14 protein-coding genes are annotated in these 14267 nt (G+C 38.1%); 7 read left to right on the top strand and 7 right to left on the bottom strand.

Going from position 1 to position 14267, the window contains the following annotated elements; translation table 11 throughout:
- The gene (locus JOD28_RS02875) at window positions 1–837 is read right to left on the bottom strand and encodes a helix-turn-helix domain-containing protein (RefSeq protein ID WP_204769385.1); all 837 of its coding nucleotides are present in this window, start codon (window positions 835–837) and stop codon (window positions 1–3) included.
- A 390-nt stretch (window positions 838–1227) separates the two neighbouring features.
- On the opposite strand from JOD28_RS02875, the gene ilvD reads away from it, so the two are divergent.
- The 3 genes from ilvD to JOD28_RS02860 all read left to right on the top strand — a co-directional run bounded on the left by ilvD (window position 1228) and on the right by JOD28_RS02860 (window position 4349).
- The gene (gene ilvD, locus JOD28_RS02870) at window positions 1228–2970 is read left to right on the top strand and encodes a dihydroxy-acid dehydratase (RefSeq protein ID WP_204769384.1); all 1743 of its coding nucleotides are present in this window, start codon (window positions 1228–1230) and stop codon (window positions 2968–2970) included.
- Between the two features lie 57 nt (window positions 2971–3027).
- A complete protein-coding gene (locus JOD28_RS02865) occupies window positions 3028–3315 on the top strand; it encodes a metal-sulfur cluster assembly factor (RefSeq protein WP_204769383.1) in 288 nt (95 codons plus the stop codon).
- 65 nt (window positions 3316–3380) lie between these two features.
- Window positions 3381–4349, top strand: coding sequence for a bile acid:sodium symporter family protein (locus tag JOD28_RS02860; protein WP_204769382.1), 969 nt, complete (start codon window positions 3381–3383; stop codon window positions 4347–4349).
- Between the two features lie 178 nt (window positions 4350–4527).
- Here JOD28_RS02860 and JOD28_RS02855 read toward each other — a convergent pair whose 3' ends face one another.
- Genes JOD28_RS02855 through JOD28_RS02845 form a run of 3 tightly spaced genes read right to left on the bottom strand, consistent with a single transcriptional unit; the run spans window position 4528 to window position 7604 of the window.
- The gene (locus JOD28_RS02855) at window positions 4528–5856 is read right to left on the bottom strand and encodes a DEAD/DEAH box helicase (protein ID WP_204769381.1); all 1329 of its coding nucleotides are present in this window, start codon (window positions 5854–5856) and stop codon (window positions 4528–4530) included.
- A gap of 3 nt (window positions 5857–5859) precedes the next feature.
- A complete protein-coding gene (locus tag JOD28_RS02850) occupies window positions 5860–6861 on the bottom strand; it encodes a Gfo/Idh/MocA family protein (protein WP_204769380.1) in 1002 nt (333 codons plus the stop codon).
- Entirely contained in the window at window positions 6858–7604 is a 747-nt protein-coding gene (locus tag JOD28_RS02845; protein ID WP_204769379.1) for a GH25 family lysozyme, read from the bottom strand. Before JOD28_RS02845 ends, JOD28_RS02850 begins: the two co-directional genes overlap by 4 nt.
- A gap of 176 nt (window positions 7605–7780) precedes the next feature.
- Between JOD28_RS02845 and JOD28_RS02840 the strand changes: the two genes are divergently transcribed.
- From JOD28_RS02840 to epsC, 4 genes are all read left to right on the top strand, one after another.
- On the top strand, window positions 7781–9010 hold the full coding sequence (locus tag JOD28_RS02840; RefSeq protein WP_204769378.1) for an aminopeptidase: 1230 nt from the start codon (window positions 7781–7783) through the stop codon (window positions 9008–9010).
- Window positions 9011–9283: 273 nt separating this feature from the next.
- Complete coding sequence (locus JOD28_RS02835; RefSeq protein ID WP_204769377.1) at window positions 9284–10198, top strand: PLP-dependent cysteine synthase family protein; 915 nt, start codon at window positions 9284–9286, stop codon at window positions 10196–10198.
- A gap of 10 nt (window positions 10199–10208) precedes the next feature.
- Entirely contained in the window at window positions 10209–11351 is a 1143-nt protein-coding gene (locus JOD28_RS02830; protein WP_204769376.1) for a trans-sulfuration enzyme family protein, read from the top strand.
- Between the two features lie 11 nt (window positions 11352–11362).
- A complete protein-coding gene (gene epsC, locus JOD28_RS02825; RefSeq protein WP_204769375.1) occupies window positions 11363–11884 on the top strand; it encodes a serine O-acetyltransferase EpsC in 522 nt (173 codons plus the stop codon).
- A gap of 29 nt (window positions 11885–11913) precedes the next feature.
- On the opposite strand, the gene proC is transcribed toward epsC, so the two are convergent.
- The 3 genes from proC to JOD28_RS02810 all read right to left on the bottom strand — a co-directional run bounded on the left by proC (window position 11914) and on the right by JOD28_RS02810 (window position 14215).
- Complete coding sequence (gene proC / locus JOD28_RS02820) at window positions 11914–12681, bottom strand: pyrroline-5-carboxylate reductase (RefSeq protein ID WP_204769374.1); 768 nt, start codon at window positions 12679–12681, stop codon at window positions 11914–11916.
- Window positions 12682–12741: 60 nt separating this feature from the next.
- Entirely contained in the window at window positions 12742–13383 is a 642-nt protein-coding gene (locus tag JOD28_RS02815) for a deoxynucleoside kinase (protein WP_204769373.1), read from the bottom strand.
- Between the two features lie 70 nt (window positions 13384–13453).
- On the bottom strand, window positions 13454–14215 hold the full coding sequence (locus JOD28_RS02810) for a M15 family metallopeptidase (protein ID WP_204769372.1): 762 nt from the start codon (window positions 14213–14215) through the stop codon (window positions 13454–13456).
- Window positions 14216–14267: the final 52 nt, after the last annotated feature.

Raw genomic sequence — 14267 nt, 5'->3', positions numbered from 1 at the left:
CTATTTTACCCCTTGTCGTTGTTCAATTTTATTTAAAATTTCTTCGTTACCATGCATTTTGGCAATCACACGCGCATTTTTAATCATTTCATTAACCACAAACGATTGGCTTTCCCAAGTATCATTAGCTTCAATCATTAACCAAAATAAATTATCCAAAAAATATGTACTGTTATTCTTGGCAGCTTGGTCAATTGCTTCGGCAGCAAGCGTCATTGCATACCTATAATTTTTAACTAACAGCTGATATTGTGACAATAAATACATTGTTATTGCGTGAAATATTGAATACTTCCCAGACAAAATCATCTGTTTGTATTTTTTGAGATCCTCAAATATTTCTTGTGCTGCATCTAATCTACCCAAATGATAATAATAGTGTAATGTAACGGCGTAAAAAGCATACTGCTGCGCTAATGATAAGCTCCCAATATCAATTTGTTTAATTAATCGTTTTGCTTGCCTATCATCTTTTCGCCAAATCACAGCTGCAAAATATTGCATGATTTGATATTTTCCAACTTCGAATATACCTAAAAGTTGTCCATCCAAATTATACATGTATTTATCAAAATCTGACAGATTTTGATAACCAAGTGATGTCACCGCATGACATAATAAATCCTCGTTTTGCCGTTTACTAATTTTTATCGGAAAAATATCATTTAAAGTAATACCCAACCGCTCACACAAGGCCACCATAATATCAAAAGCAGGTATTTGCTGATGATTTTCAAGTTTTGATAGCGTCGCTTGTGTGCAAATACCATCAGATAAGGTAACTTGTGATAATTTTAATTGTTTTCTAGCATCAATAAATTTTTTAATGTCTATCATTTTCACAGTCACTCCTTAATTATTTATACAAAAAACACCCTAACTGCTATACCAGTTAGGGTGTTAACAACAATACTTCCCAACTGCCTACCGTTTTTTACGAGTAGACAACCACTAAAAATGCCTACTCACCTTGTAATGACAAGTAGGACGAGAATATTATTTTGATTATTTGGCTGATAAGTATTATTCATGTTTGTGTATTTCCAATCAAACTATTTATTGATTAATTATATTACTATAATATTTAAATGTCAAACATTTTATTTTTTTATTATATTTCAATATGTTTTCTCATAATAATATAGAATTGGAATAATAGCTTGACGATTAACTGAGTCTTTATATAATTAAGCTATCTAAAAATTAGAATTAGGAGAGATTACAAATATGGCTAACACCTTTTCTTTCAATATTGGTACCGATGATATCAAAAAAAGATCAGATAATATAAAGTTAGGAATTCATCAGGCACCCGCACGTTCCCTATTATACGCAACTGGACAAGTAACAAGTCAAGAGGACATGAAAAAACCTTTTATTGCAATCTGCAATTCTTATGTAGAAATTGTTCCAGGACATGTTCATTTACGTGAACTAGCTGATGTCGCAAAACAAGCTATCCGAGATGCTGGTGGTATTCCTTTTGAATTTAATACTATTGGTGTTGACGACGGCATTGCTATGGGCCATCTCGGTATGCGTTATTCACTGCCATCTCGTGAAATTATCGCAGATTCAGCTGAAACTATGATTACCGCTCACTGGTTTGACGGCGTTTTTTTCATGCCCAATTGCGATAAAATTACACCCGGTATGATCATGGCCTCGTTACGTTGTAACGTTCCTTCTATCTTTGTCTCTGGTGGTCCAATGAAGGCTGGATTAGACGCTCATGGTAAAGCAACAACCTTATCTTCTATGTTTGAAGCCGTTGGTGCTTTTAAGTCTGGTTCAATGTCTGAAGAAGAATTTTTACAGTTAGAACAAAATGCATGTCCCACCTGTGGTTCATGTGCTGGCATGTTTACAGCCAACTCTATGAATACGTTAATGGAGATGATGGGTATTGCGCTACCATACAATGGTACAGCTTTAGCAATTTCTGAAGAACGTCGTGATTTAGTTCGAGAAGGCGCTAGACAATTGATGCGTATGGTACGTGAAAACGTTAAACCTAGGGATTTGATCACAAAAGAAGCCCTAGATGATTCAATGGCACTTGATATGGCAATGGGTGGATCAACAAATACCGTATTACATCTATTATCCATCGCTCATGAAGCAGGTATTTCATATGACCAATCTGATATTAACAAAATTGCTGAAAAAGTGCCTTACTTGTCAAAAATTGCCCCTTCATCAAAATGGGCAATGGAGGATGTTCATGAAGCTGGTGGTGTTCCCGCAATTATGAACGAGCTTATTCGTATGGGAAATGTTCTAAATCCTGATCGTATGACTGTCACAGGCAAAACAATACGCGAAAATGTTGCTGAACATAAAATATTAAATGATGATATTATTCGCAAATTTGATGTCAATCCCTACTCTAAACAAGGTGGTTTATCTATACTGTATGGTAATTTAGCACCAAAAGGTTCTGTTATCAAAGCAGGTGGTGTTGATTCTTCTATTACAACATTTACTGGACAAGCTATTGTTTTCGACTCAGAAACAGATGCTGTAGAGGCTATCGATGCTGGTAAAATTCACGCTGGTCACGTTCTAGTCATTCGCTATGAAGGGCCGAAGGGAGGACCTGGAATGCCTGAAATGTTAGGACCTACTTCAGCTATTACTGGGATGGGACTAGGTAAAGATGTTGCTCTAGTGACTGATGGTCGATTTTCCGGTGCTTCACGTGGTATTTCGGTTGGACATATTAGTCCAGAAGCTGCTGATGGTGGCCCAATCGCTCTAGTTACAGATGGTGACAATATTACGATTGACCTAATTAATCGTACAATTAATTTGCATGTTCCTGATGATGAATTAACAATACGCCGGTCATGTTTAAAGCCGTTTGTCCCTAAAATACGAAACGGATGGATGGCTCGCTACCAAGCTTTGGTTACTTCCGCTAATACTGGCGCTGTACTAAAAGGCGCTGCTGAACTTTTCCCAAGCTAGATCATCATATAAGGTGCACTTTAATATGAAAATACCACAGAACATCTAGAAGATCGTATGCTAACTGCATTATCCCAAGTCGTTGATCCTGAGTTACGTTGTGACATTATAAATCTTGGTTTAGTGTACGGTTTGGCAATAGATAATGATGGCACTGCCACCGTTAAATTAACATTAACCACAATGAGGTGCCCATTAACTACTATCTTAGATAAAATGATTACCGATGCGTTAATTACCATAGAGGAAATTACTCGTGTTAACATCAACCTCGTCTGGGAACCTGCATGGACAACAGCTAAAATGACCCGTTATGCCAAAATGGCTTTGGGCATACATAATTAATTGTCCTCTTATTAATAAATAAACGCCATAATACAATAATAATCACTTTGAAAGAGAAGATAATTATGAAAACCATCAAAGAAATTACCAACTTTTTAACCAAATTTTTTACACTATTTGTTATCTTAGTTGCTGTAGTTGCTATTTTAGTCCCAGGACCCGGTACCAGCCTAGCTACAACAAAAATCGGACACCTATCATCAGTCTCAATCTTACTAATGATTGTTTTATTTGGTATGGGTATTACTTTGTCTCCTGTCGATTTTAAACGGGTTGCCCGTAACCCTCTACAAGTTATTTTGGGTACAGTCGCACACTACATTATTATGCCGCTCATTGCATTTGGTTTAGTACATTTGTTTGGACTAAGCGGACCTGCCGCAGTAGGGGTCATATTGGTTGGTTCGGCACCATCTGGAACTTCTTCGAATGTTATGTCTTTTTTATCTGGAGGAGATGTCGCTTTAGATGTTTCAATTGGTCTACTCTCAACATTAGTAGCACCCATCATGATGCCAACACTACTGAAATTACTCGCTGGAAAATGGGTTAATGTACCTTTCGAATCGATGTTTTTTTCAGCATTCCAAATTGTTGTCGTACCAATCTTATTAGGCGTTATTGTACACACAATTTTTAAACAGCATGTACAAAAAATTATTGATATCATGCCGCTGATATCGCAAATAGCTATCTTAGTAATTATTCTAGCCGTTTTATCAGCAAACGCTAAAACAGTACTAGCGGTTTCAACATTAGTTCTGGTGCCTGTTGTTATTTTGCATAACTTATTAGGCTATACACTAGGTTATGGATTTTCCAAGTTAATGAAAATGGACCTGCCGCAACAAAAGGCTATCACATTTGAAGTTGGTATGCAAGATTCTGCGCTAGCATCCACATTGGCAATTTCGTTTTTCAACCCAGCATCAGCAATAGCTGCCGTCATGTTCTCTGTTTGGCATAATATTTCAGGTTCCGTATTAGCATCCCTTTGGAAAAAAAATAAAAATAATACTTATATTTCGAAATAATATTTATAGTAATCAAGAATAACATTACTTTTGAACTTATAATATAAAGTCCTCCCATATTTCTGACACGATAAAAAATGAAAAAGCAATAATACCGCTAGACAAAAATAAACGGGATTATTGCTTTTTCTGATAAAGCCATCGTTGCAAATCACACTATTATATTTTAAAATAAGCCTCACTTATTTTCACGTTTAGTCGCCCATTTGGGCTTTCCTTTGTCCTTAGATGATTTCAAACGTTTTTTCTTTTTTGGTTTATCAACAACATCTGCCACATGTGTTGATGCTATTTTTGTTGTCTGCGGTTTTGAAACACGTCGTTCACTTATTTTTTTAGTTGCCACATCGGTTTCATTGTTTTGAGAGTGATTACTATCACTTACCGTATTTTTTTCTACATTGTTATGCTGCTTCACCTCATCAGCATATAAATTAGCTACCTTGCTTAATTCAAAGTCGTCTCCTAGCTCGCGTTTCAGATTTCTAATGTCATGGTCATTCCCAAGATTTAACACCTGCCCCGCTTTACCCATACGGCCCGTGCGGCCTGTACGATGAACGTAAGTTTTTTTACTTTGTGGTATTTGCGCATTAATAACTAATGGCAAATCTTCGATATCTAGCCCACGTGCAGCAACATCGGTTACTAATAACAAAGCAACCTCACCTTTTTTGAAAAGGCGTAATGCATCAGCACGCTGCACTTGACGCTTGTCATTACTACCAATACTCATGACACTAACATGTGCATGTTGCAAGGTTGCCTGCATACTCACCAAAGCACTAATTGTATTGAAAAAAACTAAGGCTTGCTGGTTATGTCGCGCTAATTGAATCAGTATATTTGACTTGGCCTTTTGATCAACATATTGGAATTCGTGTTTAATTGTTGCGGGTGCATCTGTTCCTACTGAAATTAGCCGCACTTCTTGATGAAACGTATCGAAAACATATTTTAAATCAACACCCGAAGTAGCAGAAAATAGGCCAAGTTGTACACTTGTTGGGAGCTGGTCAGCTAACGTTTGTAAACTCTCATGACGTTCATCGGTCAGCATCTCATCCGCTTCATCAAAAACAACTGTTTGAATGGTATTTAGTTTTAACACGCCGCCCTCAACCATTGTTAATACGCGTCCAAGTGTACCAATAACGATATGTGGTTTTTCTTTTTTTAACTTATCTGCCTGACGTCGACCATTAGCGCCACCGATTAGGCTCGCCACTGAAACACCAACCAGTGCACCCCATTCGCGTGCGACAGCTGTTGTTTGCATCGCCAGTTCTTGACTCGGTGCTAAAATTAATACTTGTGTACGCTTCGCATGTGCATCGATGCGTGATAATAAGGGTAATATAAACGCAAGCGTCTTCCCTGTCCCCGTTGGTGCTAGACCAAAAATGCTCTCACCATTTGCAAATCGTTCCCATACAGCATCTTGTATTGGCGTAGGATTTTCGAAATTTGTCTTAAACTTATCTTGTAATTCTTCTTTAATTGTCATCAATTAATAATCTTTCTGATCAGCCGGAAATACAATATTCGCCGACGAACGTAAGTCAAATAATGTTTGGTTGACCTGCTTGGCAAGCTGAAACCATTGACTATATCTCATGTGGTTACCGATAGGATCGTTAATCACGTCCGCAAAGTCTTGCGCTTCATGAATCATAGGATTAGCATCAGGTTTTTGCCCGATATCATCCTGTTGCCCATCACCATCATAATATGTCACTGTCTCTAATTCAGCGATGTTTGATATTGACAGGGTTTCTTTTAATCCATAAATTTCACTTGGTAAATAAGAGTTAGCACTTTTACCAAATAATAACGTGACATTAAAGTCATCATAAAACAGGTTGGCCGTACCTTTGCCATCAGCACCATTAGTAAGTAACGTTGGTAAATATTGTACAGCACGTGGTGCCCCAAACAGCGCAATGGCGGCATAGATTGGATAAACGCCAAGATCATATAGCGCACCACCACTATAGGTACGGGTCAATACATTAGGTTCTTCACCTGCCAAATAGGCATCATAACGTGAAGAATATTTTTGATAAACAAGCGTTGCACCTTGTAGTTGTGTAAATTCACCCATTGTTTGTTGAATGAGCTTAAAATTAGGTTGATGTATATGACGCGCAGCTTCAAAATAGCGCACTTCAGGATGTAAAGCTAAGACCCGTTCAATTTCACTAAATTCTGTTGGGTTACTTGTTGTTGGTTTTTCAACAATTACATGCACACCCGCTGCAATGGCTACTTTTGATTGTTCAAAATGAAATGCATTAGGCGAAGCAATGTAAACGACATCAATATCTGTGTATAAGTCACTCAATGTTGTCACAATATCCACATCATCAACTACCAAGGTATTTAAAAATGCTTCCCCCCGTTCTTCCGTACGAGAATAAATTTTTGTGAGTTCATATTCGCCAGTTTTATATGCTGCTTCAATAAACATTTTTGTAATCCAATTGGTTCCAATAACACCAAATTTAATCATTTTATTTCCTCAAATTCCTTTTCTGTGCCATTAAAGACACTAGTTGGCATCTTAATTGCTTTCAAACCCGTTCCTATCGTATGATCTTCACTGTACTGAATAAACTGATTGGTCGCCTTTTTATCATTGGCGTGACTACTAATCAACCAATATTTTGTATGTGAAATGGTTGAGGTGAGTTGTTTCTGTACATCAGAAGTGGTATATATGACAACTGCTTTATCATAATGTGCAGTCAATGTCTGTATTAACACTGCTAAACGTTCTTTACTATCTTGCGTGACCACTTGATCTTGTGTGACATAAATAGCAATCGGCAATTGTCCTATTTTATCGCCAACTTTATCAATAAAATATTGCGCTTGTGTATCGGCATTGGTACTTGAATCATAAACTTGTATACTACCGACTTTTAGTTTAGCTGTGGATGCGCGATCGTAATTCGATTGATAGTCGTCGTCAGCAAAAGAAGCACCCGTTGTCGCGCGCAAGTATGTAAAATCAATACCATTCGATGTCAAATTATGATAATCAACATAACCAGAGGTTTGGTTAATTGCCACACCTTGCACTGAAAAGCCAGGCGGTGTCGTATCAACCACTGGTAAAATTGGTTTAGCAAAAAGCCATATTATACCAGTAGCGACAATGCCACCAATAATCAAAAGCCAAGTCAGGAATGATAACGATTTTTTTGTGTTGTTTTTTTGTGTGATTACAGAATTTTTCATCATAATATCCATTATACAAAATTTATAACTCATTCGCGCGCTTATTATATTAATCTTATATCACAAATCAATCATTTACATGATTGACAACTTGAAGACGTTAACTTTTCATGAGATAATTAACTCATCATTAAAATTTTATGGAGGAATATGTTAGATTTATAAATATATCTAACATAATAGATAACATGTCATTAGAGTCAAAATTAGATAAATATGCGGATCTCATCATCAAACGTGGCGTAAACGTTCAACCTGGTCAAACAATTATTTTATACGCAGCTGTTGATGAGGCATACTTTGCTCGTAAAATTGTTCACGCAGCTTATCAAGCTGGTGCCCGAGAAGTTGTGTTAGAATGGTCTGATCAAAAGATGACAGAAGATTTTCTAACATATACACCTGCTGAACGTTTAGAAAACATTCCCGCCTATGAAGTCGCAAAGGCAAATGAACTGATGGATAATTACGCATCACGCATTTCTCTTGTATCGCAAGATCCAGATGGTTTGTCAAATGTTGATCCTACACGGCTTGATACGTTCACAAAATCCAAACAAAAAGCCCTAGGCCGTATAAGAGAAGCTACCATGAAAGATGATATTTCATGGCTAGTTGTCGCTGCTGCTGGTCAAAAATGGGCAGAGAAAGTATTTCCCGATTTACACGGAACTGACGCAGTTGAACGTTTATGGGCAGAAATTTTAAAGGATGTCCGCGTAGATGATAAATCAGATGCACTTGAAAATTGGACGACTCATATCGAACACCTTAAAGAAAAAGCCGATTGGCTAAATGGGCAGAATTTCAAAGAATTACACTACAAAAACGACAAATCAGATTTTACTATTGGCCTAGCAACCGGTCATATTTGGGAAGCGGCTTTTTCGCATGATAAAGCTGGTAACATTTTTATTCCAAATATGCCAACAGAAGAGGTATTTACCGCGCCAGATAATCGCAATATCAATGGTCATGTCGCAGCAACTTTACCACTATCTTATCAAGGAAACTTAATTGAGAATATCGCATTAGATTTTGAAGATGGTAAGATTGTAAAAGCAACAGCCACAAAGGGTCTAGACGTTTTAGAAAAATTAATTGCTACCGACGATGGCTCAAAATCACTTGGTGAAGTTTCCCTTGTACCAGATCCCTCGCCTATTGCCCAGGGGGGCGTGCTATTTTACAATACCCTATTTGACGAAAATGCTTCTGATCACTTGGCAATCGGTGCAGCCTATGCTTCCAATATCACTGGTGGCAAAACTGATAAACCAGAAGACTTGGCGCAACACGGTTGGAACGTGTCAGATGTCCATGTTGATTTCATGATTGGTTCATCTGACATGACGATTGATGGTGTGACACACGATGGTAAAACGGTTCCTGTTTTTCGTTCTGGTGATTGGGCATGAAAATGAAACAAGTCAACAATTGACTTACTAACAAATGTATAGTAATCTAATATTAATTAAAGTTTAGGAGTTCGATATGACACCAGTGCACTTAACAATGCAAATGACTTGCTGCAGTACAACACGTTTTCGATGTTGTACTGCTTGTTAAGCATGGCCTTTTGGTTCATTGAACCAAATAGTTAAGTGCATTTTAAGTACGTTAAACTGTCGAAAGCGTGTAGATTCTCAAGAATTTACACGCTTTTTGTTTGCCTTAAAGGAGGCGTATTGATGTATATTACACAGATATCTCAACTTATCGGTCACACACCTTTAATTGATTTACAACTAGACATACCAAATCACAGTCATATTTTTGCAAAGCTTGAGATGTTCAATCCTGGCGGTAGTATCAAAGATCGTTTAGGTCAATTTCTCATTGCAGATGGTTTTAATCGACATCTTATTAACGCTAGTACAACGATTATTGAACCCACCGCCGGTAACACAGGTATCGGCTTAGCATTGGCTGCCCAGCAACACCATTTAAAAACAATACTTGTCGTACCTGAAAAATTTAGCTATGAGAAACAACAATTAATGCAAGCACTAGGCGCTACAATCATTAATACGCCCTCAAACGAAGGTATAACTGGTGCAATTACCAAGGCAAAAGCATTAGCTCAAGAGATCGAAAACAGCTATTTACCTATGCAATTTGCTAATTCAGCTAATCCTGATACCTACTATCAAACCCTTGCACCCGAAATTATTCAAGATCTAAACGGTAAAAAAATAACAGCGTTTGTAGCTGGTGCTGGTAGTGGTGGTACATTTGCTGGTGTTGCAAAATATTTAAATGCACGTGACAAGCAGATTCAAAATATTGTTGTTGAACCAGAAGGGTCTATTTTAGCCGGTGGTCCTGCACACGCACATCGCACCGAAGGCATTGGTGTTGAATTCATGCCACCTTTTTTTGATCATTTATCAATCCAGAAAATTATGACAATCAGTGATCATGATGCTTTTTACCAAGTACGTGAAGCAGCTAAACAATTAGGCCTTTTCATTGGCAGTTCCAGCGGTGCAGCGTTAGCTGCTAGTTTAAAATTAGCTGAATCATTACCTGAAAACAGCAACATTGTCACTATTTTTCCTGACAGCAGTGAACGCTATATGAGCGATCACATCTATTCGAAATGAGGTATAACAAATGAAATTTAATACAAAAGTTATTCACGGCGGTGTTAGTATCGATGAAACAACTGGTGCCGTGTCCATACCAATCCACATGGCATCTACATTCAAACAACATAAAATAGGCGCATCTCAATACGAATACTCCCGTTCTGGTAATCCCACTCGTGAAGCGGTTGAAAAATTAATAGCAGACCTTGAAAATGGTCACGCTGGCTTTGCATTTGCGTCAGGTTCAGCAGCAATCAGCACCATATTTGCATTATTTTCAAATGGTGACCATATCATTGTCGGTGACGACGTCTATGGTGGCACTTTCCGATTAATCGATAACGTTTTAAAACGTATGGGGATGACATTTACAATTGTTGACACGCGTGACCCTAACGCAATCACATCAGCAATTCAAGAGAATACAGCTGCTATTTATCTGGAAACACCCACAAATCCACTATTACGAATTACCGATATTGAAGCTGTTGCCAAAATCGCGCAACAACACCATCTATTAAGCATCGTTGATAACACCTTTGCAACACCTTATATTCAAAGGCCTATTGCCTTAGGGGTTGATATTGTTGTTCACAGTGCTTCAAAATATTTGGGTGGCCACAGTGACCTCATTGCTGGTCTTGTAGTCACCAAGAGCGCGCAATTGAGTGATAAAATCGGTTATTTACAAAATGCGATTGGTGCGATTTTAGCACCACAAGAAAGCTGGCTATTACAACGCGGTATAAAAACGTTATCCTTGAGAATGACACGCCACCAGCAAAATGCTCAGGCAATATTTGATTATCTCAATGCCAAACCACAAGTTGCACGTATTTATTTTCCCGGTGATCCCAATAGTTCAGATTTTGCACGTGTTAAACAACAAATGACTGGTTTTGGCGCAATGATTTCATTTGAATTGCGCGCCGGACTTAACCCAGAACAATTTGTTGAAAGTTTAAATTTGATTACCTTAGCCGAAAGTTTAGGTGCTTTAGAAAGCCTTATTGAAATCCCAGCAAAAATGACCCATGGTGCAATTCCTCGCGAAATACGGCTAGCTAATGGCATTCAAGATGAATTGATTCGATTATCCGTCGGTGTTGAAGACATCGATGATCTTATTTTAGATTTAGAAAACGGTTTCGAACACCTCAACTCATAACGGAGAAAAATATGTTTGGTACTGCTAAATCGATACTAAAAAGAGATCCTGCCGCTCGTAGTTTGATAAGTGTGATTTTAACGTATCCTGGGTTGCATGCGTTAGCCTATCACCGCGTATCTCATTGGTTACACAATCATCATTTCTTTTTACTAAGTGCTGTTGTGGCACGTTTGTCCGCAAAACGGACAGGGATTAACATTTCTCCCGGTGCCATCATTGGTCGTCGTGTTTTTATAGACCACGGTATTGGCGTTGTCATCGGAGAAACTGCTGTAATTGAAGACGATGTCACTATTTTACACGGCGTTACTTTGGGCGCCCGCGGTATAATAGGTTCAAGAAAGGCCCCTCGTCATCCCCACGTTGAGCACCATACTTTCATTGGTGCTCATGCACAGATTTTAGGACCGATTACACTTGGCAGCTACAGTAAAGTTGGTGCTAATGCTGTTGTTATTAACGATGTCCCAATTCATACCACAGCAGTAGGCAATCCAGCAAGATTAGTTACTGTCAAAGCAAGCGATTAATTATACGCTTGCTTTAACAACGATTTATATTATAAATGCTTATGTGCGATGGTTGCTTTAATAGCGTGTAATACAATATCATCAAAATTTTGGTCACTAAAATCGTCTAGTCCAGCACGTGTAGACCCACCTGGAGAGGCAACCAAATCTTGTAATTCTTCTGCTGTTTGTGATGATTCAGCTAACGTTTCGGCAGAGCCTAATACAGTTTGTGTCGCAATTTTTGTTGCCAGTGTCGCCTCTAACCCGTTGGCAACGCCAGCCTTTGCTAATGCATCAATAAATTTAAACACATAGGCTGGGCCTGAACCAGCAATGGCTGAGAAAACTGAAAACTGTGATTCGTCTAGGGCAACACCTTCACCCAGATAGGTTGAAAATGTTTGAAAGGCCTGACTATTTTCTGAGGTTAATTGCGTTTGAGAAAAGGCTGTCACACCAAGATTAATGGCAACATTAACATTAGGTAACGTACGAACGACTTGTGTCGTACCTGTCGTTGCCGTCAATTGTGCCACCGTCACACCTGCCAAAACAGACACAACAAGTTTATCTTTGAAATCTAATTGTGCTGTTACATTTTCTAATTGGTTCGGCAAAAAAGCCAAGATGATCATATCACTTTCATCAATAAGTGCTTGTGTCGACAAAGCAACGACGCCCAATTTTTCAGCTAACTTGGCAGCTGAGCGTGGCGAAGTGACGCCAATATTATTTGCTGGCACATGCTTGTTGAGTAACCCTGTAATGATGGCCTGTGCCATATTCCCTGTGCCAATAAAACCATACTTTATCATGTCTATCCTCCAATGTATATTTTAATAAAAGACGATGAGTTAATCACTCATCGTCTTTTATTAAGCATTAACTTCTAACAGTTTAGCGTCAATCATATTTAGAACTTGATCTCGTGCACTGTCATCCATTACAAAATCAAATTGGTCACCGTCAATTTGTACTTTAGGTGATCGGTCATACGCTTCAAACCAAGCATCATAACGTTTATTAAGTTCTTTATAATAATCATACAAGCCGGGATTGCCAGCAATTTGTTCAAATGAACGACCACGCTTTTCAATGCGATCAAGCATTGTCTCAAAACTAACACGAACATGAATGAGTAAATCAGGATTCTTAATATCTGCCACACCAGCGATATCTGCCATCATATTATCCACAAGTGACTTATAAATATCAACTTCTGTTTGTGTGGCACGATCAAGATCAGCTGTTAATTGAAATAGTAACGCATCTTCATAAATTGAACGATCTAAAATATTATTTTTTCCAGATGCTTGTGCAACTTTTATTTGTGACAAACGTTTGTTCAAGAAATAAATCTGCAATAAAAAACCATATTTTTTAGGATTATCATAAAACAAAGGCAAAATCGGATTATCCTCGACACTTTCATAAAATGCCTTTGAATCTAAATGATCCGCCAACATTTCGGTTAAACTCGTTTTGCCAGCGCCAATAGTACCTGATAATACAATCATGCCAATTCTCCTAATTTCTATTAATTATAATACATACTCAGTATATCAAAAATTACCTTGATTTTCAGTTCTAAATTTTACCTGATTTTTTTAATTCATCAACATATGCTTCTAGCGTGAGATGATGCTTCGTCATGTACTTAGCATTTTCGATACCAACATAACGAAAATGCCATGACTCATAATCTATGCCCGTTTGTGACACAGATTTTTGGTCGCGCATATAGCGTAACACAAAACCATAATCTGGTGCATGTTGAATTAACCATTGTTGTGATTTAAATTCATCCATCTGAGCCATTAATTCAGGATACTTAGCCACCGCATCATTTCCTGCTAAATCAACTGCTAACCCAGTCTGATGCTCCGAGGAGCCCGGCGTCTGAATCACGCTTTGCGTTAATTTAGTTGCCTCTGACTGACCTAATCCATCTGCCTCATGCTGCGAAATTGATTGATCATAAATTTGTGTTTGATACGCGATAGAACGATAGCCTGAAACGAGGGTCGTCGCATAACCGGCTTTTTTTGCACCAGCACGAAAGTCAGCTAACGGCCGTTCAATGCGTTGATCCAATTGTTTTGTATCAACTGTGACTTTTTTAAAATTAATTTCCTTTTTATGCATATGCTGTTTGTTAACTAAAAGTAACTGCCAGTCTGATGCCTCCGCGCCCTTGGGTAACTGATGGCCTGCTTGCCCTAACTTAGACTGTTTAACTGGCTGCTGTACCTTTCTTTGCTGATTTTTATTCATTGGCAAATAGCCAATAACAGCGCCAACCACACCAATTAAAATGAGTGCCCCAATAATTTTCTGTCCCTTATTCATAAATAACCCTTAACCTCCATGTATCCTAACCATAATTGTACCATTAGAACGA

Source organism: Leuconostoc rapi, from assembly GCF_016908715.1.
Classification (GTDB): domain Bacteria; phylum Bacillota; class Bacilli; order Lactobacillales; family Lactobacillaceae; genus Leuconostoc; species Leuconostoc rapi.
This window is presented reverse-complemented; position numbering and strand designations above follow the sequence as displayed.

Bases quoted from the DNA above. Each gene is read 5' to 3' on its own strand.
- JOD28_RS02875 (WP_204769385.1), bottom strand. From the start codon at position 837: ATGATAGACATTAAAAAATTTATTGATGCTAGAAAACAATTAAAATTA.
- ilvD (WP_204769384.1), top strand. From the start codon at position 1,228: ATGGCTAACACCTTTTCTTTCAATATTGGTACCGATGATATCAAAAAA.
- JOD28_RS02865 (WP_204769383.1), top strand. From the start codon at position 3,028: ATGCTAACTGCATTATCCCAAGTCGTTGATCCTGAGTTACGTTGTGAC.
- JOD28_RS02860 (WP_204769382.1), top strand. From the start codon at position 3,381: ATGAAAACCATCAAAGAAATTACCAACTTTTTAACCAAATTTTTTACA.
- JOD28_RS02855 (WP_204769381.1), bottom strand. From the start codon at position 5,856: ATGACAATTAAAGAAGAATTACAAGATAAGTTTAAGACAAATTTCGAA.
- JOD28_RS02850 (WP_204769380.1), bottom strand. From the start codon at position 6,861: ATGATTAAATTTGGTGTTATTGGAACCAATTGGATTACAAAAATGTTT.
- JOD28_RS02845 (WP_204769379.1), bottom strand. From the start codon at position 7,604: ATGGATATTATGATGAAAAATTCTGTAATCACACAAAAAAACAACACA.
- JOD28_RS02840 (WP_204769378.1), top strand. From the start codon at position 7,781: ATGTCATTAGAGTCAAAATTAGATAAATATGCGGATCTCATCATCAAA.
- JOD28_RS02835 (WP_204769377.1), top strand. From the start codon at position 9,284: ATGTATATTACACAGATATCTCAACTTATCGGTCACACACCTTTAATT.
- JOD28_RS02830 (WP_204769376.1), top strand. From the start codon at position 10,209: ATGAAATTTAATACAAAAGTTATTCACGGCGGTGTTAGTATCGATGAA.
- epsC (WP_204769375.1), top strand. From the start codon at position 11,363: ATGTTTGGTACTGCTAAATCGATACTAAAAAGAGATCCTGCCGCTCGT.
- proC (WP_204769374.1), bottom strand. From the start codon at position 12,681: ATGATAAAGTATGGTTTTATTGGCACAGGGAATATGGCACAGGCCATC.
- JOD28_RS02815 (WP_204769373.1), bottom strand. From the start codon at position 13,383: ATGATTGTATTATCAGGTACTATTGGCGCTGGCAAAACGAGTTTAACC.
- JOD28_RS02810 (WP_204769372.1), bottom strand. From the start codon at position 14,215: ATGAATAAGGGACAGAAAATTATTGGGGCACTCATTTTAATTGGTGTG.